Genomic DNA, 20851 nt, shown 5'->3' with positions numbered 1-20851 from the left:
GGCCGGCGAGGGCGCTGTGGGCTCAGCCCACCCGCGCGGCGGCCCGCCCGGCCGGCAGGTCGACCTCGACGAGCATCCCGGCCGCCAGCTGACGGCCGCGGCGGGTCTCGACCTCGCCGTCGACGCGCACCTCACCCTCGGCGATGAGCTCGCGCGCCTGGGCGCCGGACTCCGCGAGGTCCGCGAGCTTGAGGAACTGGCCCAGCCGGATGGTGCCCTCCGTGGGGACCGTGGGTACGTCGTCGACGCTCATGCCCCGATCCTGCCAGGTGGACGGAAGCCCCAGCAGGGCGCCGCCGCCCCGCACCTAGACTGGCCACATGCTCAAGCGCACGGACCTGCGAGGTCAGACTCTCTCCCCGGCCGAGCTGGCCGCCACCCTGCCGCGTGCGGCGCTGGACGTGGAGGGGGCTCTGGAGCAGATCCGGCCCGTCCTGAAGGACGTGCGCGAGCGGGGCGCGGCCGCCCTGCGGGACCTGGCCGAGCGGTTCGACGGCGTGCGCCCGGAGCACCTGCGTGTCCCGGCCGACGCGATCGCTGGTGCGCTCGACGAGCTCGACCCCGCCGTGCGCGAGGCGCTCGAGATCTCGATCGCGCACAACCGGGCCGGGCACACCGCGCAGCTGCCCCGCGAGACCAGCACCGAGATCACCGGCGGCGGCTTCGTGCGCCAGCGCTGGGTGCCGGTGCGCCGCGTCGGCCTGTACGTGCCGGGTGGGCTGGCCGTCTACCCCTCCAGCGTCGTCATGAACGCCGTGGCCGCGCAGGTGGCCGGCGTGGAGCAGCTCGCCATCGCCTCGCCGCCCCAGAAGGAGTTCGGCGGCCTGCCGCACCCGGTGATCCTCGCGGCGTGCGCGCTGCTCGGCGTCCGGGAGGTCTACGCCGTGGGCGGCGCCCAGGCCGTCGCCATGCTCGCCTACGGCGCGAGCGTCGAGAACGACGTCGACCGCGCCGACCTGGCCGCCGCGGGCGGCGCCGGCGAGCTGCTCTGCGAGCCGGTCGACGTGGTCACCGGCCCGGGCAACATCTACGTCGCCGCCGCCAAGCGGGCGGTCATGGGCACCGTCGGCATCGACGCCGAGGCCGGCACCACCGAGATCGCGGTCCTGGCCGACGCGACGGCCGACCCCGCGCACGTGGCCGTGGACCTCATGTCCCAGGCCGAGCACGACCCCGCCGCCGCGTCCGTCCTGATCACGGACTCGCCGGAGCTGGCCGACGCCGTCGACGCCGAGATCGCCCGCCGGGTCCCGGCCACCAAGCACGCCGACCGCATGCGCACCGCCCTGACCGGCCCGCAGTCCGGCACGGTCCTCGTGGCGGACCTCGAGCAGGGCATCGCCGTCGCCGACGCCTACGGCGCCGAGCACCTGGAGATCCAGACCGCCGACGCGGCGAGCGTCGCCGCGCGCATCCGCAACGCCGGGGCCATCTTCGTCGGCGCCTACTCCCCGGTGCCGCTGGGCGACTACCTCGCGGGGTCGAACCACGTGCTCCCGACCGGGGGGACCGCGCGGTTCGCGAGCGGCCTGAACGTCACGGCCTTCATCAAGTCCGTCCAGGTCATCGAGTACGGCGAGACCGCGCTGAAGGAGCTCGCCGCCCCGTTGACCGCCCTGGCCGTCTCCGAGGACCTGCCGGCCCACGCCGAGGCGGTCAACGCCCGCTTCGAGTGATGCGCCGCATCCCCCGGTGGCTCGCACGGGCACCGATCCCGGTCTTCCGGTCCGGGTTCGGCTGGGTCTTCGCGGGTGTGCTGGTGATGGTCGAGCACCGTGGACGCAGGTCCGGCCTGCCCCGGTACGTCATCCTCGAGACCGTGGTCGCCGAGCCGGGCGCCGTCGTCGTCCCGTGCGGGTTCGGGTCGCGGTCGCAGTGGTTCCGGAACGTCCAGGCGGACCCGCGGGTGCGGCTCTGGCGCGGGCGCACCGTCGGCGTCCGGGCGCTCGCGCACGTGCTGCCCCCGGCCGAGGCGCGCGAGCTCCTCGACCGGTACCGGCGCGAGCATCGCCTGCGCGCCCGCCTCGTCGCCCGGGTGATCGGACTCCCCGGCCTGCGTGCCCGGGACCCGCTGCCGGCCGACATCGGTGTGCGTGTGCCCCTCGTCCGCATCGCCACCGTGCCGCGGTGAACGGCTCCGTCCTGCGGGCGCCGGGCATGCCGCTGCTCCTGGCGATGACCGTCCTGGGCTTCTCCGGCTACGCCGCCCTGCTGCCGGTCGCGCCGCTCTGGGTGGTCCGGGGCGGCGCCGACGCCGGCGGCGCCGGACTCGTCAACGGCGTGCTCATGCTCTTCACCGTGCTGACGCAGCTCGTCGTCCCACGTGCGCTGCGCCGGCTCGGCTGGGCGCCCGTGCTCGTGGCGGGCATGGTCCTGCTCGGGCTGCCCGGGGTGGCGCACGTGCTGACCGACGACCTGACGCCCACGCTGGTCCTCTCGGCGGTGCGCGGCCTCGGCTTCGGGGTGCTCACGGTCACCGGCAGCGCCCTGATCGCGGAGCTCGTGGAGCCGGCCCGGCGCGGGCAGGCGATCGGCGCCTACGGGCTGGCCATCGCCGGGCCGCAGGTCCTCCTGCTCGCGGGCGCCCCCTGGATCGCCGAGCGGCTGGGCTTCTGGGTCGTGTTCGCCCTCTCGGGCCTGCCGCTCCTCGGGGTCGTGCCGGCGATCGGCCTGGCCCGGATGCTCCACCACGTCCCTCAGGCCCAGGAGCGCGCGCCCTACCTGCGGCTGCTGCGCCCGATGATGCTGCTGCTCGGCGTCACCCTGGCCGGCGGGGCGCTGATCACCTTCATGGCGCAGATGAGCAGCAGCGCGCCCCTCGCCGCGCTGGCGCTGCTCGTCATGAGCGCCACCGCCGCCCTCACCCGCTGGCGGGTCGGCTCGCTCGCCGACCGGTACGGCGCCCAGCGGTTCATCTGGCCGCTCGTGCTGAACACGGCGGCGGGCATGGCGATCGTCGCCTGGGCGGTCCGCGACCCCCAGGCCACCAGCGCGCCGGCGCTCCTCGTCGGGACGGCGGTGGTCGGGATCAGCTACGGCGCGCTGCAGAACCTGACGCTCGTGGTCACCTTCGCCTCGGTGAGCCGGCCGCACTACGGCTCGGCCAGCGCCGTGTGGAACATCGGCTTCGACGCCGGCACCGGACTCGGCTCGGTCGTCGTCGGGCTGGTGGCAGCCGCGACGTCCTTCAGCGCCGCCACGCTCGTCGCGGGCGCGCTGGCGCTGCTGACGCTGCCCCTGGCGCTGCGGCACCGACCCCCGTCGTCGGTGAGCTGAGGGCCCCGCCCGGACCCTCGAGCTCAGCGCTGGGCCAGCACGAACGGGTGGACGGCGGACGCGCCGGCCTGCCGGAGCAGACGGGCGGCGACCGCGAGCGTCCAGCCCGAGTCGGTGAAGTCGTCGACCAGCACGACCGTCCGCCCGGGCAGGCCGGCCTGTGCGGCGTCGGAGAGCTCCAGGTGCAGGCGGCGCTGGATGCCCGCCAGCCGCTGGGCCGAGTTGACGTCGTGCCGGCCGGCCGGGCGGTCCGGGGCGGGCGCAACCCCACCGACCACCGGGGCGCCGAGCACGTGGGACACGCCCTGGGCCAGGTGACGCACGAGCCGGGGGCGCGCGGCGGAGTCGACGATCACGATCCCGTCCACGCCGGCGGAGCCGTCGCCCCGGCGCAGTGCTCCGGCCCAGTCCTCGAGCACCTGCTGGACGGGACGCCGCAGGGCCGTCGGCAGGAGGCCGTCACGGCCGTGGGCCGCCTCCGGGGTGCCACCCTCGTCCAGGCCCGCGACGGCGTCGCCGGTCTCGTCGTCGTCCCGGGGGCCGCGGGCCGGCTCGAGCAGCTCGCGCAGCGGCGCGGACCACCCGAGCCCGTCGAGGCGGGCGAGCGCCCGGCCCGGCTCGGCCCGCTCACCCTCCGGGATCTTGCCGCGCAGGTCGAGGCCCAGCGCCTCCATCCCGGTAGGCCACTGGCGCCGTGGGGAGATCTCCAGCCCGGGCCGGTCGAGCGCGGCGCGCACCTGCTGCACAGCGGACGCGTCGACGCCGGCCTCGAGAGCCAGGCCGCCGCACAGGTCGCAGCGCCCGCACCGCCAGCCCTCGACCAGGTCGGGGTCGTCGAGCTGGTCACGCAGGAACGCCATGCGGCAGTCCTGTGCGCCCAGACGCTGGTAGTCGACCATCGCCTGCTGCTCCTGCAGCCGGGTGGCCTCCACCCGCGCGTAGCGCTCGGCGTCGTACGTCCACGCCGCCCCGGTGCCCTCCCAGCCGCCGCGCACCCGGCGCACCGCGCCGTCGACGTCGAGCACCTTGAGCATCGTCTCGAGCCGGTTGCGGCGCAGGTCCACCTGCGTCTCGAGCCGGGCGGTGGACATCGTCCCGCCCTCGCCCAGCGCGGCGAGGGTCTCGCGGACAGCAGACTCGGGCGGGAAGCCCAGCGAGCCGAAGTAGTTCCAGATGTCACGGTCCTCCTGCCCCGGCAGGAGGACGACGTCGGCGCGCGTGACCCCACGGCCCGCGCGGCCCACCTGCTGGTAGTAGGCGATGGGGGAGGAGGGGGCGCCCAGGTGGACCACGAAGCCGAGGTCGGGCTTGTCGAACCCCATGCCGAGCGCCGAGGTGGCCACCAGGGCCTTGACCCGGTTCTCCTTGAGGTCCGCCTCCAGCTGCTCACGCTCGGCGGTGTCCGTCTGACCGGTGTACGCCCGCACGTCGTGGCCGGCGGACCGCAGCTGCTCCGCCACCCCCTGCGCCGCCGCCACCGTGAGGGTGTAGACGATGCCGGAGCCGTCCCAGCGCCCGAGCTGCTCCGCCAGCCACGCGACGCGGCTGGAGTGGTCGGGCAGGGGCAGCACGCCCAGGTGGAGCGACGGCCGGTCCAGCGAGCCGCGGAGCACCAGCACGCCGTCGTCGTGCCGGCCCACCCCCAGCTGCTCGGCGACGTCCTGGCTCACCCGGGCGTTCGCCGTCGCGGTCGTGGCGAGCACCGGGATGCCGTCGGGCAGGTCACCGAGCAGCGTGCGGATGCGCCGGTAGTCGGGCCGGAAGTCGTGGCCCCAGTCGGAGATGCAGTGCGCCTCGTCGACGACCACCAGTCCCGCGCTCGCCGCGAGCCGGGGGAGCACCTCGTCGCGGAAGCCGGGGTTGTTGAGCCGCTCGGGGGAGCACAGGAGCACGTCGACCTCGCCCGCGGCGATCGCCGCGTGGACCTCGTCCCACTCGGTGACGTTGGCGGAGTTGATGGTGACGGCGCGGATGCCGGCCCGGGACGCGGCCGCGATCTGGTCGCGCATGAGCGCCAGGAGCGGGGAGACGATCACCGTGGGCCCGGCGGGCGGACGGCCCGCGGCGCCGGCCCGCAGCAGCGCGGTGGCCACGAAGTAGACGGCCGACTTCCCCCAGCCCGTCCGTTCGACCACCAGCGCGCGCCGCCGGTCCGCCACCAGCGCCTCGACCGCGGTCCACTGGTCCTCGCGCAGGCGTGCGTCGTCGCGGCCCACGAGAGCACGCAGCGCCGCCTCGGCCTGCTCGCGCAGCGCGGACGAGGCGTGAGCGCCCCCGGCCGCCGTCGTCCCGGTGGCCGTCGCCGTTCCGTTCTCGGTCATGGTGCTCCCTCTCCTCGGACCCTCCACGCTCTCACGAACGGCCCCACCCTCTCGCGGCCCGCCCACACCCGTTACCCGTGGCGCGGTGCCTGTGGGCACGAGGCCACCGGATGCGCCAGCATGACGCCATGACCGAGCAGACGGGCGCGCGCACCACGTGGGACGCCACGGCCTACGAGCAGTTCGCCGCGCACCGCGCCCGTCCGGTCGAGGACCTCCTCGCCCGGGTGGGCGCGCGCGACCCCGCGCTCGTGGTCGACCTCGGCTGCGGGACCGGCGCCTCCACCCGCCCGCTCGCCGCCCGCTGGCCGCGTGCGCGCGTCGTCGGCGTCGACTCCTCGCCGCAGATGCTCGAGCGTGCCCGCCGCTCCGACCCCGACGGGCGGATCGAGTGGGTGGAGGCCGACATCACCACCTGGCGGACGCCGGGCCGGCCGGACGTCGTCCTGACGAACGCGGTGCTGCACTGGGTGCCCGGGCACCTGGACCTGCTGCGCGGCTGGGTGGAGAACTTGGCGCCCGGCGGCTGGTTCGCCCTGCAGGTGCCCGGCAACGCCGACGCCCCGAACCACACGCTCCTGCGCGACCTGGTCGAGCGGCTCCCCGAGGGGCCGGAGCTCTCCGAGCTGCTGCTGCGCAAGGACGGGGCGGCGGACCCGGTCGGCTACGCCGCGGCGCTGCACGCGGCCGGGTGCGCCGTCGACGCCTGGGAGACCACCTACCTCCACCTGCTCGACCCCGCGGGCGAGCTCGACAACCCTGTCCTGGAGTGGATGCGCGGCACCGGGCTGCGGCCGGTGCTCGGACGGCTCGACCCCGCGCGCGAGGCGGACCTCCTCGACCGGTACGCCGCGGCGCTCGCGGCCGCCTACCCGCGCTCGGCGATGGGGGTCGCGCTCCCGTTCCGGCGCATCTTCGCCGTCGGCCACCGCCGCGCCTGACGGCCGCCCGCCGGACCGCCCGCCGGACCGCCCGCCGGACCGCCCGCCGGACCGACTGCCGGGCCGCCCGCCGGACCGCCTGCACGCACGCCGGCCGTGGCGCCGCTCACGTCACGTCTCCCCGGCCGGACGCGGGCACGGACCCCGCGCGGGCGCGGCCTAGACTTCCCTCCGTGACCACCCCCGCCGAGACCCCCACCGCGCAGGTCCGCCTGCCGCTGCGCCCGGGCCTGGAGGGCCTCGAGCCCTACGGTGCGCCGCAGCTGGACGTCCCCGTGCTGCTCAACGTCAACGAGAACCCGTACCCGCCGTCCGAGGCGGTCGTCGCGGACATCGCCGACGCCGTGGCCAGGGCCGCGCACGGGCTGAACCGCTACCCCGACCGCGATTTCCACGAGCTGCGCGCCGAGCTGGCCGAGTACCTGCGCGTCGAGTCCGGGGTCTCGCTCGCGGCGTCGCAGATCTGGGCCGCCAACGGCTCCAACGAGGTCATGCTCCACCTGCTCCAGGCCTTCGGCGGCCCGGGGCGCAAGGTGCTGTCCTTCGCACCCACCTACTCGATGTACCCCGAGTACGCCCGCGACACCCTGACCGAGTGGGTCGCCGGCCGCCGCGCGGAGGACTTCACCCTCGACCTCAACCACGCGCGCGAGCAGATCGCCGAGCACCGGCCCGCGGTCATCCTCCTGGCCAGCCCCAACAACCCCACCGGCACCGCGCTGCCGCTGGAGGCCGTCGAGGCGATCTGCGAGGCGGCCGCGACGGCGGGACCCAAGGCGGACGACGGCGCCCCCACGGCGGCCGTCGTCGTCGTCGACGAGGCCTACGGCGAGTTCCGCCGGGAGGGCGTCTCCAGCGCCCTGACTGTGCTGGACCGTCACCCCCACCTGGCCGTGTCCCGCACGATGTCCAAGGCGTTCGGCATGGCCGGGCTCCGGCTGGGCTACCTCGCCGCGACGTCGACCCTGGTGGACCACCTGCGCGTGGTGCGCCTGCCGTACCACCTCTCCGCGGTGACCCAGGCCGCGGCGCTCGCCGCCCTGAGCCACCGGGACGAGCTCATGAGCCAGGTCGCCTCGCTGCGCGCCGAGCGCGACGAACTGGTGGAATGGCTGCGCGGGCACGGGCTGCGCGTGGCCGACTCGGACGCGAACTTCGTCCTGTTCGGACTTTTCCCCGACCGCCACGAGGTGTGGAATGGTCTGCTGGAACGCGGCGTCCTGATCCGCGAGGTCGGGCCCGAGGGCTGGTTGCGCGTGTCCGTCGGGACGCCGCAGGAGACGGCCGCCTTCCGGGCGGCGCTGGAGGAGGTGCTGGGCTGGTGACCGTGCAGACGCAGGCAGAGCAGACGCAGACCGGGCGGCGGACGGCGCGCGTGGCGCGCACGACGTCGGAGTCCGACGTCGTCGTCGAGATCGACCTCGACGGGAGCGGGCGGACGGACATCTCCACCACCGTGCCGTTCTACGACCACATGCTCACCGCGCTGGGCAAGCACTCGCTCATCGACCTCACCGTGCAGGCCACCGGCGACACCCACATCGACGCCCACCACACGGTCGAGGACGTCGCGATCAGCCTGGGCCAGGCGCTGCGCCAGGCGCTGGGGGACAAGAAGGGCATCGCCCGCTTCGGCGACGCCCTCGTCCCGCTCGACGAGGCCCTCGCGCAGGCCGTCGTGGACGTGTCCGGCCGGCCCTACCTCGTGCACTCCGGCGAGCCCGCCGGGCAGGAGTACCACCTCATCGGCGGTCACTTCACCGGCTCGTTGACGCGTCACGTCCTCGAGTCCATCGCGCACCACGCCGGCATCTGCCTGCACGTTCGCGTGCTGTCCGGCCGCGATCCGCACCACATCGTCGAGGCCCAGTTCAAGGCGCTCGCGCGCGCGCTGCGCGCCGCCGTCGCCCTCGACCCGCGCGTCGAGGGCGTGCCCTCCACGAAGGGAGCTCTGTGACCAGTCCCGGCGACCCGCGCGGCGACGACGCCCCGCTGACCGAGGCCGACGTCGAGCGGATGCTGCGCGCCCTCGACGACGTGCCGGAGGCCGACGCACCCGCCCGCGGGTCCGAGGACGGCGGGGCACCGAGCGACCGGACCGACGACGGCGCGACGGCCGGCGACCCCGCCACCGAGGCATCCGCACCCGCCGCACCCGCCGCCCCCACCATCCCCGGCAAGCTCGCCCTGGTCCTGACGCCCGTCGCGTCCGCGCCCGCCCTGGCGGGTCTGTGCGCCATGGCCGGCATCGACGTCGACGTCGTCCCCTCCTCCTCCGGCGCGGTCGCCGCGCTCGAGGTCGCCCCCAAGGCGCCCGCCGACGACTGGGACATCTCCCAGCTGCTCGGCGGGGAGGAGGGCGGGTTCCCGCCCGAGGCCGAGGACCTCGCGAAGAACCTCTCGCGGCTCTCCCGGGCCGGCGTCGTGCTGCTCGTGGCCGACCTCGCCACCGACGTCGGCATCGAGGCGGGGCTCTCGGGCCAGGTCAGCGCCCGGCGGTACACCTCGGGCGAGCCCGAGGGTGACGTCCCGGCGGGCCTCATCCTCGCCGGCGCGGACCAGGTGATCGAGGACCTCATCCTCGGCCGCACGCGCCCCGACGCCGTCAAGGGCCACCAGCGCTCCGGCACCCTGCCGCGGTGGAAGGCCGCCCGGATGTTCGGGCGCGGCCTGCGCCGGAGGAAGCCGTGAGCCGCCGCGTCGTCGTCCTGGACTACGGCTCGGGGAACGTCCGCTCCGCCGTGCGCGCGCTCGAGCGCGTGGGTGCCGACGTCGAGCTCACCGCGGACGCCACCGCCGTCGCGGAGGCGGACGGCCTCGTCGTGCCCGGCGTCGGCGCCTTCGCCGCCGTCATGGAGCAGCTGCGTGCCGTGCGCGGCGACCAGCTCATCGAGCGCCGCCTCGCCGGCGGACGCCCGGTCCTGGGCATCTGCGTCGGCCTGCAGGTGATGTTCACCGCCGGCGACGAGCACGGAGTACGCACCCCGGGCCTGGACCAGTGGCCGGGCGAGGTGGTCCGGCTCGAGGCCCCCGTGGTGCCTCACATGGGCTGGTCCCCGGTCCGCGCCCCGGAGGGGTCGGTCCTCTTCGACGGCGTCGCGGACGAACGGTTCTACTTCGTCCACTCCTACGCCGTGCAGACCGACCCGGCCGCGGCCCTGGGCGGCGGTTCCCCGCTGGAGCCGCCCCTGGTGACGTGGGCCGAGCACGGCGTGCCGTTCGTGGCCGCCGTCGAGAACGGCGCGCTGAGCGCAACCCAGTTCCACCCCGAGAAGTCCGGCGACGCAGGTGCCCAGCTGCTGCGCAACTGGGTCACCTCCCTGGGCCGCTGAGGAAGAGAGACACATGAGCGCACCGCGCCTGGAGCTGCTGCCCGCCGTCGACGTCGTGGAGGGGCAGGCCGTCCGCCTCTTCCAGGGCGAGGCCGGGTCCGAGACCGCCTACGGCGACCCGGCCGAGGCCGCCGCCGCCTGGGTGGAGGAGGGCGCGGAGTGGATCCACCTCGTCGACCTCGACGCCGCGTTCGGGCGTGGCTCGAACCACGAGCTCCTCGCCCGCATCGTGGCCGAGCTGGACGTGCAGGTCGAGCTCTCGGGAGGCATTCGAGACGACGACTCCCTCGAGCGTGCCCTCGACTCCGGCGCGCGCCGGGTCAACCTCGGCACCGCGGCGCTGGAGAACCCCGAGTGGACCGCACGGGCCATCGCCCGCCACGGCGACCGCATCGCCGTCGGTCTGGACGTGCGTGGCACGACCCTCGCCGCCCGCGGCTGGACCAAGGAGGGCGGCGACCTGTGGGAGGTGCTCGAGCGCCTCGAGGCCGACGGGTGCGCCCGCTACGTGGTCACCGACGTGACCAAGGACGGCACCCTGCGTGGCCCGAACGTCGAGCTGCTCCGGCAGGTGTGCGCCCGCACCGACGCCCCCGTCGTCGCCTCCGGCGGCGTGGCGAACCTGCACGACATCGAGACCCTCCGCGGCCTCACCGAGGTGGGGCTCGAGGGCGCCATCGTCGGCAAGGCGCTGTACGCCGGTGCGTTCACCCTCTCCCAGGCGCTCGACGTCGCGGGACGGCCGTGACCGCGCAGCACGACTCCCACGGCCACGGCACGGAGCCGGGCGGCCACGCCGCTCACGGCCAGGGCCACGGCCACGGCCACGGGCTCCCGCTGACCGACTCGGCCGGGCAGCCCTGGGCGGGCCGGGCGCTCAGGCCGAACCCCTTCTCCGGCGACGACGGACGGGTCCAGCCCGCCATGGCGGCCGCCCTCGCGCAGGAGGACGACGGCGCACGCGTGGTCGCCGTCGTCGAGGCGATGCGGACCGGCCGCGTCATCGTGCCGGTCGTGGCGCACGAGCACCCGGGCACGGACGACGACGGCAACGTCGCCCCGCACGCGGCGGACAAGTTCAGGACGGGCGACCGCAGCGGCGACGCCATGGCGTCCGCGGCCATGGTCTCGGTGCGCGCCCCCGACGGCCGCTCCGCCCTGCCCGTCTTCTCCTCCGTCGCGGCGATGCAGGCCTGGAACCCCGGCTCGCGGCCGGTCCCGGTCGAGGCCACCCGCGCCGCGCTGTCCGCCGTGCGAGAGAGCGACTCGCTGCTCGTCCTCGACCCCGGCAGCGACGTCACCGTCCTCGTGCCGCGCCCGGCCGTGTGGGCGCTCGCCCAGCAGCTGCCGTGGACGCCGTCCTGGGCCGACCCCGAGCTGCCGGCCGTGGCGGTGGAGGCGCTGCGCGGCATCACCGAGCTGGTCGGCGTCCGGCTGGAGCGCGGCGGCACCGCCGAGCTGCGGGTCGTCGTCGCCGTCCGGGCCGGCCTGGGCCCGGAGCAGCTGCGCGACGTGGTGGCGCGGACCAGCCGCGCCCTGTCGGAGCACCCGGTGCTGCGCGAGCGCGTCGACTCCCTCGAGCTCGCACCCACCCAGGTCGCCTGACCGGTGCCGGCCGTCGCCGTCGCCGTCGCCGTCGCCGTCGCCGTCGCGGGCGCGCGCTCGGGAGGCGCGGGAGCGCCGCGCCCTGACAGACTCGGCCGTATGACATCCGCGAGCACGCGAAGCTTCGACTCCGCCTACGACCACGGGTTCGTCCGCACCGCCGCCTGCACGATCCCGATCGCGATCGCCGACCCGCGCCGCAACGCCGAGGTCGTGATCGAGCAGGCCCGCGCCTGCCACGACGACGCCGTCGCGCTCGCCGTCTTCCCGGAGCTGTGCCTGAGCGGGTACAGCATCGACGACCTCTTCCTCCAGGACGCCGTGCTCGACGGCGTGGTGGAGGCGGTCGGCGAGATCGCCCGGGCGACGGCGGACCTGCTGCCCGTGCTCGTCGTCGGCGCTCCGCTGCGCCACCGCAACCGCGTGTACAACACCGCCGTCGTCATCCACCGCGGCGAGGTGCTCGGCGTCGTCCCCAAGTCCCTGGTCCCGACCTACCGGGAGTTCTACGAGCGGCGCCACTTCGCGCCGGGCGACGACGTGCGCGGGCAGGTCCTCACCCTCGGCGGCGTCGCGGTCCCGTTCGGCACCGAGCTGCTCTTCGAGGCGGTCGACGTGCCGGGGTTCGTCCTGCACGTCGAGGTCTGCGAGGACATGTGGGTCCCTGTCCCGCCGAGCGCCGAGGCGGCGCTGGCGGGTGCGACCGTGCTGGTCAACCTCTCCGGCAGCCCGATCACGGTGGGCCGCGCCGAGGACCGGCACCTGCTGTGCCGGTCGGCCTCCTCCCGCTGCCTGGCCGCCTACGTCTACGCGGCGGCCGGCCAGGGCGAGTCGAGCAACGACCTGTCCTGGGACGGGCAGACGATGATCTACGAGAACGGCGTCCTCCTCGTCGAGACGGAGCGTTTCCCCGACGGGCCGCGGCGGGCCGTGGCCGACGTCGACGTCGACCTGCTGCGGCAGGAGCGGATGCGCATGGGCACCTTCGACGACAACCGCCGCACCCACGCCGCCCGCACGGACGCCTTCCGGGCGGTGCCCTTCACCCTCGACGCGCCACGCACCGACGTCGGGCTGCGGCGCCACGTGGACCGCTTCCCGTTCGTCCCGGACGACCCCGAGCGCCTCGCCCTGGACTGCTACGAGGCCTTCAACATCCAGGTCTCCGCGCTCGAGCAGCGGATGCGGTACATCGGCGAGCCGAAGCTCGTCATCGGCGTCTCCGGCGGCCTGGACTCCACGCACGCGCTCCTGGTGGCGGCGCGCGCGATGGACCGGCTCGGGCGCCCGCGCACGGACATCCTCGGGTACACGCTCCCGGGCTTCGCCACGAGCGAGCACACGAAGTCCAACGCCTACGCCCTCGGCGAGGCGCTGGGGATCACCTTCGAGGAGATCGACATCAGGCCGGCGGCCCGGGAGATGCTCGAGAAGATGGGGCACCCCTTCGCCCAGGGCGAGCCGGTCTACGACGTCACCTTCGAGAACGTCCAGGCCGGGCTGCGCACCGACTACCTCTTCCGGCTGGCGAACGCCAACAACGGCATCGTCGTCGGCACCGGCGACCTCTCCGAGATGGCGCTCGGGTGGTGCACCTACGGCGTCGGCGACCAGATGTCGCACTACGCCGTCAACACCGGGGTGCCCAAGACCCTCATCCAGCACCTCGTGCGCTGGGTCATCGCCTCCGGCGAGGTCGACGAGCACGCCACCGAGGTCCTGCAGTCCGTGCTGGACACGAGGATCACGCCCGAGCTCGTCCCCGCGGGCGAGGACGAGGAGGTGCAGAGCACCGAGGCCTCGATCGGCCCCTACAATCTCCACGACTTCACCCTGTTCTACGTGCTGCGTCACGGGTTCCGGCCGAGCAAGATCGCCTTCCTCGCCCACCACGCCTGGCGGGACGCCGAGGCCGGGCAGTGGCCGCCGGGCTTCCCGGAGGACGCGCACTTCGCGTACGACCTGTCCGAGATCCGCCGCTGGCTCGAGGTCTTCCTCAAGCGGTTCTTCGGCTTCGCCCAGTTCAAGCGGACGGCGCTCCCCAACGGCCCGAAGGTCATGGCCGGCGGGGCGCTGTCCCCGCGCGGGGAGTGGCGGGCGCCGTCGGACAGCAAGGCCCACGCCTGGCTCGAGGAGCTCGAGCAGATGCTGCCCGCGCCGCAGGAGGCGCGGCCGGCGGGCGGCAGGCACTCCTGACCGACGGGCTGGCCGAGGGGACGTCGGCGGGAACCCGCGTCCCGCCGTCGCGCGCGGCTGTGGCCGGGACCACGCACCTCGCCCCGGCCCGCCGTCGTCGCCCGTGCTAGTCTTGTCCACTGACCGGCCAGGGAGCAGTCCCTGGTGCGCAAGCGGAGATTCTCCCACCTTGGTCTCGCACCGCCGCCAGGCGGAACAGAGTCCGGGTTCAGGTCGCCGAGGGCTCGCCCTCGGCCGTGCCCGTACGGGGCCGCCTCAGGCGTCCACGTGCGGCACAGACCTCGAGGCCTCCGCGTGCGACTGCACGACGGAGGCCTTCTTCGTCCTACAGCGGTCGCGAGCGACGACGTAGAGGAGCACAGCATCAGCGAGCCCCGCATCAACGACCGGATCCGCGTTCCCGAGGTCCGGCTCGTCGGCCCCGCAGGTGAGCAGGTCGGCGTTGTCCGGGTCGAGGACGCCCTGCGCCTGGCGCAGGAGGCCGACCTCGACCTGGTCGAGGTCGCGCCGGACGCGCACCCGCCTGTCGCCAAGCTCATGGACTTCGGCAAGTTCAAGTACGAGTCGGCGATCAAGGAGCGCGACGCCCGTCGCAACCAGGCGAACACCGTGCTCAAGGAGATCCGGTTCCGCCTGAAGATCGACCCGCACGACTACGAGACCAAGAAGGGTCACGTGGTGCGGTTCCTCAAGGGCGGCGACAAGGTCAAGGTCATGATCATGTTCCGCGGCCGCGAGCAGTCCCGCCCCGAGATGGGCATGCGGCTGCTGCAGCGGCTGGCCGAGGACGTCGCCGACCTGGGCTCGGTCGAGTCCTCCCCGCGCCTCGACGGGCGCAACATGACGATGGTCATCGGGCCGCACAAGAAGAAGGCCGAGGCCATGGTCGAGCAGCGCCGCAAGCGCGAGGAGGAGCGGGCAGCGAAGAAGGCCGAGCGGCACGAGGGTGCCGCGACCGCTGACGCCGGTGCCCCGGCCGACGCCCCCGAGACGGGGACGGCGACCGAGACCGCCTGACGGTCACGAAACGTGCAAGACGCCCTGGGTCCCACCGGGTCCAGGGCAGGACAGATCTGCGCCGTCGAGGCGGCGCGGACGACAGAGGGACGGACATGCCGAAGAACAAGACGCACTCCGGTGCCAAGAAGCGCTTCCGGGTCACCGGCAGCGGGAAGCTGATGCGCGAGCAGGCCAACAAGCGCCACCTGCTCGAGCACAAGTCGAGCAAGCGGACCCGCCGCCTCTCGCAGGACCAGGCCGTCGCGCCCGCCGACGTCCGGACGATCAAGAAGCTGCTCGGCAAGTAACGCCGCCCCAACTGTTAGGAGACTGACGTGGCACGCGTCAAGCGGGCGGTCAACGCCCAGAAGAAGCGCCGTACGACCCTCGAGCGCGCCAGCGGCTACCGCGGCCAGCGCTCGCGCCTCTACCGCAAGGCGAAGGAGCAGGTCACTCACTCGATGACCTACTCCTACCGCGACCGTCGCGCCCGCAAGGGTGACTTCCGGCGGCTGTGGATCCAGCGCATCAACGCTGCGGTCCGCGCGGAGGGCATGACCTACAACCGCTTCGTCCAGGGCCTCAAGGCCGCTGGCGTCGAGGTGGACCGCCGCATGCTCGCCGAGCTGGCCGTGACCGACATCGCCGCGTTCAACGCGCTCGTCGCCACCGCCCGCGAGGCCCTGCCGGCGGACGTCAACGCCCCGGCTGCCTGAGCCGACGGCGCTTGCCTGCCTCGCGGCAGGATGAAGCCATGACCGAGCGCCCGGACACCGAGCTGACCAACCCCCGCGCCGAGCGGGTACGACGGGTCAGCCGGCTGTCCGGGCGCTCGGCGCGTTCCCGGCACCACCAGTTCGTGGTCGAGGGTCCCCAGGGGGTGCGCGAGGCCGTCCGGCACGCGCCCGCCCAGGTCCGCGACGTCTACCTGACCCCGGAGGCCGCGGGACGCCACCCGGAGATCCTCGAGGCCGCCCGGGCCGGCGGGTGCTACGTCCACACGGCCACGCCCGAGGTGCTCCACGCGATGAGTGAGGACGCCCAGGGCGTCCTCGCCGTCCTCGACGAGCAGGGCCCGACGACGACCCCCGCCCTCGCCGACCTCCAGGGCCTCCGCGACGGCGCCGGCCCCCGGCTCGTCGCCGTCCTGGCCCGGGTGAACGACCCGGGGAACGCCGGCGCGGTGATCCGCGCCGCCGACGCCGCGGGCGCGGACGCCGTCGTCCTCGCCGCCGGCAGCGTGGAGCTGACCAACCCCAAGGTCGTGCGGTCCACCGCCGGCTCGCTGTTCCACCTCCCCGTCGTCACCGGCCACGACCTGGCGTCCGTCCTGGCGTCGCTGCGCGGCATGTCCGCGCCCGTGGTCCTCGCGGCCGACGGCGCGGGGGAGTGGGACCTCGACGACCTGCAGGACCGCGCCGGGCTGCCCGGCCTCCCGGTGGCCGAGGACGAGCTGAGCGCGACCGCCCTGGTGGCCCCGGACCTCACCGGCCCGACCGTCTGGGTCTTCGGCAACGAGGCCCACGGCCTCACCGAGGAGGAACGGGCCCTGTGCGACGCCGCCGTCCGGGTGCCGATCCACGGCCTGGCGGAGTCCCTCAACCTCGCCACGGCCGCCACGGTGTGTCTCTACGCGTCCGCCCGGGCGCAGCGCCAGGCATGAGCCCGGGGACGGTGCACGCCGGTCCCGGGCACCTGGACGCCCTGATCGAACGCGTCCGGCAGGTCCGGGCCGCCGGTGGGCCCGAGCGGCACGGTCGGGCGTTCATCGGCATCGTCGGGGCGCCCGGCGCGGGCAAGTCCACGCTGGCGTCCTTGCTCGCGGAGGCGCTCGCGAGCGTGGGCACGACGTCGGCGGTCGTCGGGATGGACGGGTACCACCTCGCCCAGGCGGAGCTCGAGCGGCTCGGCCGCGCGGACCGCAAGGGCGCCCCCGACACCTTCGACGCCGAGGGCTACGTCGCCCTGGTCCGGCGCATCCGCGTCCAGCGTCCCGACTCGCCGGTCGTCTACGCGCCGCTGTTCGACCGCCACCTCGAGGAGCCGATCGGCAGCGCCGTCCCGGTGCCGGCGGACGTGCCGGTGGTCCTCACCGAGGGCAACTACCTGCTGCTGCCGACGGAGCCGTGGCAGCGGCTGCGCCGCCTGCTCGACGAGATCTGGTACGTGTCGGTCGACGAGGACGCCCGCCGGGCCCGGCTGCTCGCCCGGCACCTCGCGCACGGCCGGCCGCCGGAGGTGGCCGCGGCGTTCGCCGGCGGGTCGGACGAGCGCAACGCCGAGCTGGTGGCGAGCACGCGCGGCCGGGCCGACCTCGTGGTCCGCTGGCGGGACGCCTGAGCGTTCGCCGCCCGGCCGACCTCGCGGTCCACTCGCCGGGACGCCCGACCGCGGGCCGCCCGGCCGATCAGGCCTCCGGCAGCCCGACCCGCGAGGAACGGGCGACGACGGCGAGGCACAGCCCCGCGATCAGCACCAGGGCCGTCAGCATCGCCACGTAGTCGAACCACCCGGCCAGCAGCGCCAGGGCCGTGGGGAGCAGGAAGCCGACGTAGCCGAGCGCGTAGAAGATCCCGGTGAGGGCGCCGAGGTCGTCGGGGCCGGCGATCCGCTGGACCTCCTGCAGCCCGGAGACCAGGCTGATGCCGTAGGACGCGCCCAGGATCACCGAGCCCACCATCCCGAGCCACGGGTTCGCCGTCGCCGCGGTCACCGCGGTCACGCCGAGTCCCACGATCACGACGCCGAGCGCCACCAGCAGCGCTCGTGCGCTGGTCCGGTCGTCGAGGCGCCGCGCGAGGGGCTGCACGGCGACCCCGGCGCCGAAGGTCAGGGCGATCAGCACGGTCGAGTACGCCAGCACGTGGCCGCCCACCGCCGAGGACAGCACCAGCGGGACGACGGCGAAGGAGACCGCGTTGACGCCGAAGACCCACGGCGCGGCCGGGGCGACGACCCGGCGGAAGCGCGCCGAGCGGGCCGAGCGGGCCGCCAGCCGGCGCGGCGCCGCGCGGCGGGGGCTGAGCAGGGACGGCTCCGGCAGGCCCCGCAGCACGAGCAGCCCAGGGAGCGTGATCGCCAGGTGCAGCAGGTACGGCAGCACCTCCGGGGCCGGGGCCCACTCGGCCATCGCCGCGGTGAGGACCGGGCCGAGCCCGAACCCCGCCGTCAGCGCGACCGACGCGCGCCGGGCGCCGGCGCCGGGGGCGGCGTGGTCGAAGGGCGGGGCGGAGAGCTCCTTGACCCAGCTGGTCGCGGCCGCCATGGCGAGCCCCACCGAGACCCCGGTGACGAACCGCCCGGGGAAGAGCAGCCAGAGACCCAGCGGGCCGGCCGCCATGATCGCCGAGCCGAGGAGCGCCAGGAGGACGGCCCAGGTCGTGACCGGGCGCCGGCCGTGCCGGTCCGACGCGGGCCCGCCCAGCAGCAGCGCCGGGATCAGACCCAGCACGTACACGCCCAGGACGGCGTTGACGGTCACCGAGGAGAGCCCGAGCGCGTCGCGGTAGAGCAGCATCAGGGGCGTGAACTGGTTCCCGCCCCAGCCGACGAGCGTCAGCACCAGCGCCGCCGGCACCCACGGCGCGACGCCGCGGCGCGGGCGGTCCGGCGGGGGAGTCATGGGGCGGACGCTATCCGCTTCCCGCGGGCCGGTCCGCACTGGTCCGCGCCGCGGCCGCCGCCCACCCGAGCGCCCCCGGGTGCTGCACCGACCGGTTGGCGACGGTGACGCCCGCGGCGAGGGCGTCCAGCCACGGCTCGCCGGCCGCGAGGGCGGCTGCGGTGGCGCCGTGCAGCACGTCGCCGGCGCCGAGCGTGTCCACGACCTCGACGGCCGGCACGGAGAGCTTCGTCCGGGCGCCGGCGTGGAGCACGGCCACCGGGCCGCCGCCGTGCGAGCGGGCGACGAGCGCCGGACCGAGGCGGGCCACCGCCGCGAGCACGGCGTCGTCGTCGGGCGTCCCCGCCGTACTCGTTACGCCCGGCGGCACGAGGTCGGCGGAGAGGACCGCCAGGTCGACGTGCGCCAGCAGGGCCTCCAGGCCGTCCTTCCAGGAGCCGCCGTCGAGGATCACGGCGGTCCCTCCGGCCCGGGCGGACGAGGCCAGCGAGACCTGCGCACCGAGCAGGTGACCGTCCACGAGCAGGGCGCCGGCGCCGTCGAGGACGTCCGGCGGGGGAGCGGCCACCCGGCGCCCGACGGCGTTGGTCGAGACGACGGCGCGCTCGCCGGTGCCGCGGGTGACGAGGACCGTGGAGACGGGAGGGTCGCCGTCGTCCGCGAGATCGAGGACCGTCACACCCGCCGCGGCGAGCTCGGCGCGCGCGAGGTCGGCGAGCCCGCCCGCACCGAGTGCGGTCACGAGCGTGGTCGGTGACCCCAGGGCGGCAGCGGTGCGTGCGGCGTTGGCCGCCGGACCGCCGACCTCGACGGCGAGCGAGCGGGCGACCACCTTCTCGTCGGGCCCGGGGACGTGCTCGACCACCTGCGTGACGTCGATCGTCGTCAGGCCGCAGCACACCACGCGTCGCGCTCCCACGGCCCGATCGTCCCACGTGCGCCGGCCGCTGGCCGTCGCGCGGCGCGACGGTGCGGCGCGGACGGCGCGCCGTCCGGGGCGGACGTCAGTGGGGCGCGGGGCGTCCCTGCTGGACGTAGTCGACGAGCTGGTCGCGCTCGTCCTGCAGCTCGTCGAGCCGCTGCTTGACGATGTCGCCGATGCTGACGATGCCCGCCAGCCGCCCGTCCACCACGACGGGCAGGTGGCGGACGCGCCGCTCGGTCATCGTGCGCGCGAGGCTCTCGATGTCGTCCTCGGGGGTGCAGGTGGTGACCTCGGTGGTCATGATCGCCCCCACCTTCTCCTCCAGCGGCGGTGCGGCGGCGCGCCTGAGATGGAGGACCACGTCCCGCTCGCTGACGATGCCGTCCACCCGACCCTCGCCGTCCGAGACGACCACCGCGCCGATGCGGTGCTCGGTCAGCAGGTCCAGGAGCTCGGCGACCGTCGCGTCGCGGCGGATGGTGACCACGTCGTCACCCTTGCGTCGGAGCACGTCGGAGATGCGCATACCCGAAGATACTGCCTTTCCGCAATGTGATCCAGGTCATGCGCGTTCGATACCGGGATACCCGCCGGGTATTTACGGCACTCGCGAGTGGCGTTATATGGTTAGGCAATGCTTACCTCAGCGACGCGGGTCACGTCCGAGGTCGTCAAGGACGACCGCCCCGCGTACCGCCCGTTCGCCGTGCGCGTGGCTCGCGTCGCCCGGCTCTCGCCGCACTTCACCCGGGTCACCTTCGCGGGCGAGGAGCTGCGCTGGTTCGGCACCGACGGCCTCGACCAGCGGGTGAAGCTCGTCCTCCCGCTCGACGGCAGACTCCCCGACGTCGGCGCCGACGACCCCGAGACGCTCCGGGCCGGCACGTGGTACGCCCGCTGGCGCGACCTTCCCGACGACGAGCGCGGGCCCTTCCGCACCTACACGGTCCGTCACGTGCGACCCGAGCGCCGTGAGGTCGACGTCGACATGGTCGTCCATGACGACGCCGGACCCGCCGGCCGCTGGGCCGCCGAGGCCGCCCCCGGTGACGAGGTGATCCTGGTCGGTCCCGACGCCCGCTCCCGCGAGTCGCACATCGGCATCGACTGGGCGCCCGGCACCGCGACCGAGCTGCTGCTCGCCGGGGATGAGACCGCCGTCCCCGCCATCTGCTCCATCCTCGAGACGCTGCCCGCCGGGCGCCGGGCGCGCGCGTTCGTCGAGGTCCCCGGCGACGCGGACATCCTCGACCCGGCACTGCCCGAGCACGCCGAGATCACCTGGCTGGCCCGCGAGAGCCGGCCGCACGGGGCGCTGCTCGTCCCGGCCGTGAGCGAGTGGATCGGCGGGAACGCCCGCGTGGTCGCCTCCGCGCTCGCGTCGGAGGAGCAGCTGCTGGAGGACGTCGACGTCGACCACGAGCTCCTCTGGGACTCCCCGGTCGTGCGCGTGCTCCCGCACGACCGCTGCGGGCGGGGCGCCCGCTGCGGCAGCGACTTCTACGCCTGGTTCGCCGGCGAGGCGGGCACGGTCAAGTCCTTGCGCCGGCTCCTCGTCTCCGAGGTCGGTGTGTGCCGCCGCCGGGTCGCGTTCATGGGGTACTGGCGTCTCGGCCGCGCCGAGGCGCAGTAGG

The 20851-nt window shown here is 75.0% G+C and carries 22 protein-coding genes; 17 read left to right on the top strand and 5 right to left on the bottom strand.

Annotated elements, in window-relative coordinates; translation table 11 throughout:
* Window positions 1–22 precede the first annotated feature (22 nt).
* A complete protein-coding gene (locus KZX45_RS18890) occupies window positions 23–253 on the bottom strand; it encodes an RNA-binding S4 domain-containing protein (protein WP_248259305.1) in 231 nt (76 codons plus the stop codon).
* Window positions 254–320: 67 nt separating this feature from the next.
* Between KZX45_RS18890 and hisD the strand changes: the two genes are divergently transcribed.
* From hisD to KZX45_RS18875, 3 genes are read left to right on the top strand one after another with little or no spacing between them, the layout of a single operon-like run.
* A complete protein-coding gene (gene hisD / locus KZX45_RS18885) occupies window positions 321–1676 on the top strand; it encodes a histidinol dehydrogenase (protein ID WP_248259304.1) in 1356 nt (451 codons plus the stop codon).
* Window positions 1676–2131 carry a nitroreductase family deazaflavin-dependent oxidoreductase gene (locus tag KZX45_RS18880; RefSeq protein ID WP_248259303.1) on the top strand — a complete coding sequence of 152 codons (456 nt, stop codon included), beginning with the start codon at window positions 1676–1678 and terminating at the stop codon, window positions 2129–2131. The genes hisD and KZX45_RS18880 overlap by 1 nt, the downstream gene beginning before the upstream one ends.
* Window positions 2128–3276: an MFS transporter gene (locus tag KZX45_RS18875; protein ID WP_248259302.1), complete on the top strand. Its 1149-nt coding sequence runs from the start codon at window positions 2128–2130 to the stop codon at window positions 3274–3276. The genes KZX45_RS18880 and KZX45_RS18875 overlap by 4 nt, the downstream gene beginning before the upstream one ends.
* 23 nt (window positions 3277–3299) lie before the next feature.
* Here the strand turns inward: KZX45_RS18875 and KZX45_RS18870 are convergent, their stop codons facing one another.
* Window positions 3300–5597, bottom strand: a complete 2298-nt coding sequence (locus KZX45_RS18870; RefSeq protein ID WP_248259301.1) for a RecQ family ATP-dependent DNA helicase — start codon at window positions 5595–5597, stop codon at window positions 3300–3302.
* A 128-nt stretch (window positions 5598–5725) separates the two neighbouring features.
* Here KZX45_RS18870 and KZX45_RS18865 point away from each other — a divergent pair, with 128 nt between their 5' ends.
* From KZX45_RS18865 to KZX45_RS18805, 13 genes are all read left to right on the top strand, one after another.
* Entirely contained in the window at window positions 5726–6538 is an 813-nt protein-coding gene (locus KZX45_RS18865; RefSeq protein ID WP_248259300.1) for a methyltransferase domain-containing protein, read from the top strand.
* Between the two features lie 173 nt (window positions 6539–6711).
* Complete coding sequence (locus KZX45_RS18860; RefSeq protein WP_248259299.1) at window positions 6712–7863, top strand: histidinol-phosphate transaminase; 1152 nt, start codon at window positions 6712–6714, stop codon at window positions 7861–7863.
* Window positions 7860–8495, top strand: coding sequence for an imidazoleglycerol-phosphate dehydratase HisB (hisB, locus tag KZX45_RS18855; RefSeq protein ID WP_248259298.1), 636 nt, complete (start codon window positions 7860–7862; stop codon window positions 8493–8495). The genes KZX45_RS18860 and hisB overlap by 4 nt, the downstream gene beginning before the upstream one ends.
* Window positions 8492–9229, top strand: a complete 738-nt coding sequence (locus KZX45_RS18850) for a hypothetical protein (RefSeq protein WP_248259297.1) — start codon at window positions 8492–8494, stop codon at window positions 9227–9229. The genes hisB and KZX45_RS18850 overlap by 4 nt, the downstream gene beginning before the upstream one ends.
* Entirely contained in the window at window positions 9226–9870 is a 645-nt protein-coding gene (gene hisH / locus KZX45_RS18845; RefSeq protein ID WP_248259296.1) for an imidazole glycerol phosphate synthase subunit HisH, read from the top strand. Before KZX45_RS18850 ends, hisH begins: the two co-directional genes overlap by 4 nt.
* A 13-nt stretch (window positions 9871–9883) precedes the next feature.
* Window positions 9884–10618: a bifunctional 1-(5-phosphoribosyl)-5-((5-phosphoribosylamino)methylideneamino)imidazole-4-carboxamide isomerase/phosphoribosylanthranilate isomerase PriA gene (priA, locus tag KZX45_RS18840; RefSeq protein WP_248259295.1), complete on the top strand. Its 735-nt coding sequence runs from the start codon at window positions 9884–9886 to the stop codon at window positions 10616–10618.
* The gene (locus tag KZX45_RS18835; RefSeq protein ID WP_248259294.1) at window positions 10615–11475 is read left to right on the top strand and encodes an SseB family protein; all 861 of its coding nucleotides are present in this window, start codon (window positions 10615–10617) and stop codon (window positions 11473–11475) included. The genes priA and KZX45_RS18835 overlap by 4 nt, the downstream gene beginning before the upstream one ends.
* Window positions 11476–11574: 99 nt before the next feature.
* A complete protein-coding gene (locus tag KZX45_RS18830; protein WP_248259293.1) occupies window positions 11575–13671 on the top strand; it encodes an NAD(+) synthase in 2097 nt (698 codons plus the stop codon).
* Window positions 13672–14034: 363 nt separating this feature from the next.
* Window positions 14035–14688, top strand: a complete 654-nt coding sequence (gene infC, locus KZX45_RS18825) for a translation initiation factor IF-3 (protein ID WP_248259317.1) — start codon at window positions 14035–14037, stop codon at window positions 14686–14688.
* 95 nt (window positions 14689–14783) lie between these two features.
* Window positions 14784–14978, top strand: a complete 195-nt coding sequence (gene rpmI / locus KZX45_RS18820) for a 50S ribosomal protein L35 (RefSeq protein ID WP_248259292.1) — start codon at window positions 14784–14786, stop codon at window positions 14976–14978.
* A 27-nt stretch (window positions 14979–15005) separates the two neighbouring features.
* On the top strand, window positions 15006–15386 hold the full coding sequence (gene rplT / locus KZX45_RS18815) for a 50S ribosomal protein L20 (protein WP_248259291.1): 381 nt from the start codon (window positions 15006–15008) through the stop codon (window positions 15384–15386).
* A gap of 38 nt (window positions 15387–15424) precedes the next feature.
* Window positions 15425–16333, top strand: a complete 909-nt coding sequence (locus KZX45_RS18810; RefSeq protein WP_248259290.1) for an RNA methyltransferase — start codon at window positions 15425–15427, stop codon at window positions 16331–16333.
* Window positions 16330–17010, top strand: coding sequence for a nucleoside/nucleotide kinase family protein (locus tag KZX45_RS18805; protein WP_248259289.1), 681 nt, complete (start codon window positions 16330–16332; stop codon window positions 17008–17010). Before KZX45_RS18810 ends, KZX45_RS18805 begins: the two co-directional genes overlap by 4 nt.
* A 67-nt stretch (window positions 17011–17077) precedes the next feature.
* Here the strand turns inward: KZX45_RS18805 and KZX45_RS18800 are convergent, their stop codons facing one another.
* The 3 genes from KZX45_RS18800 to KZX45_RS18790 form a co-directional block, all read right to left on the bottom strand.
* On the bottom strand, window positions 17078–18292 hold the full coding sequence (locus KZX45_RS18800) for an MFS transporter (protein WP_248259288.1): 1215 nt from the start codon (window positions 18290–18292) through the stop codon (window positions 17078–17080).
* A 10-nt stretch (window positions 18293–18302) separates the two neighbouring features.
* Window positions 18303–19211 (bottom strand): PfkB family carbohydrate kinase, encoded by a 909-nt coding sequence (locus KZX45_RS18795; protein ID WP_248259287.1) that lies wholly within the window; start codon window positions 19209–19211, stop codon window positions 18303–18305.
* Window positions 19212–19296: 85 nt separating this feature from the next.
* The gene (locus KZX45_RS18790) at window positions 19297–19743 is read right to left on the bottom strand and encodes a CBS domain-containing protein (protein ID WP_248259286.1); all 447 of its coding nucleotides are present in this window, start codon (window positions 19741–19743) and stop codon (window positions 19297–19299) included.
* 108 nt (window positions 19744–19851) lie between these two features.
* Between KZX45_RS18790 and KZX45_RS18785 the strand changes: the two genes are divergently transcribed.
* Window positions 19852–20850 (top strand): siderophore-interacting protein, encoded by a 999-nt coding sequence (locus KZX45_RS18785; protein ID WP_248259285.1) that lies wholly within the window; start codon window positions 19852–19854, stop codon window positions 20848–20850.
* Window position 20851: the final 1 nt, after the last annotated feature.

It is taken from the genome of Georgenia sp. EYE_87, assembly GCF_023148685.1.
In the GTDB taxonomy this organism is placed as follows: domain Bacteria; phylum Actinomycetota; class Actinomycetes; order Actinomycetales; family Actinomycetaceae; genus Georgenia.
The sequence above is the reverse complement of the archived record's forward strand: the minus strand, read 5'-3'. Positions and strand labels throughout refer to the sequence as shown.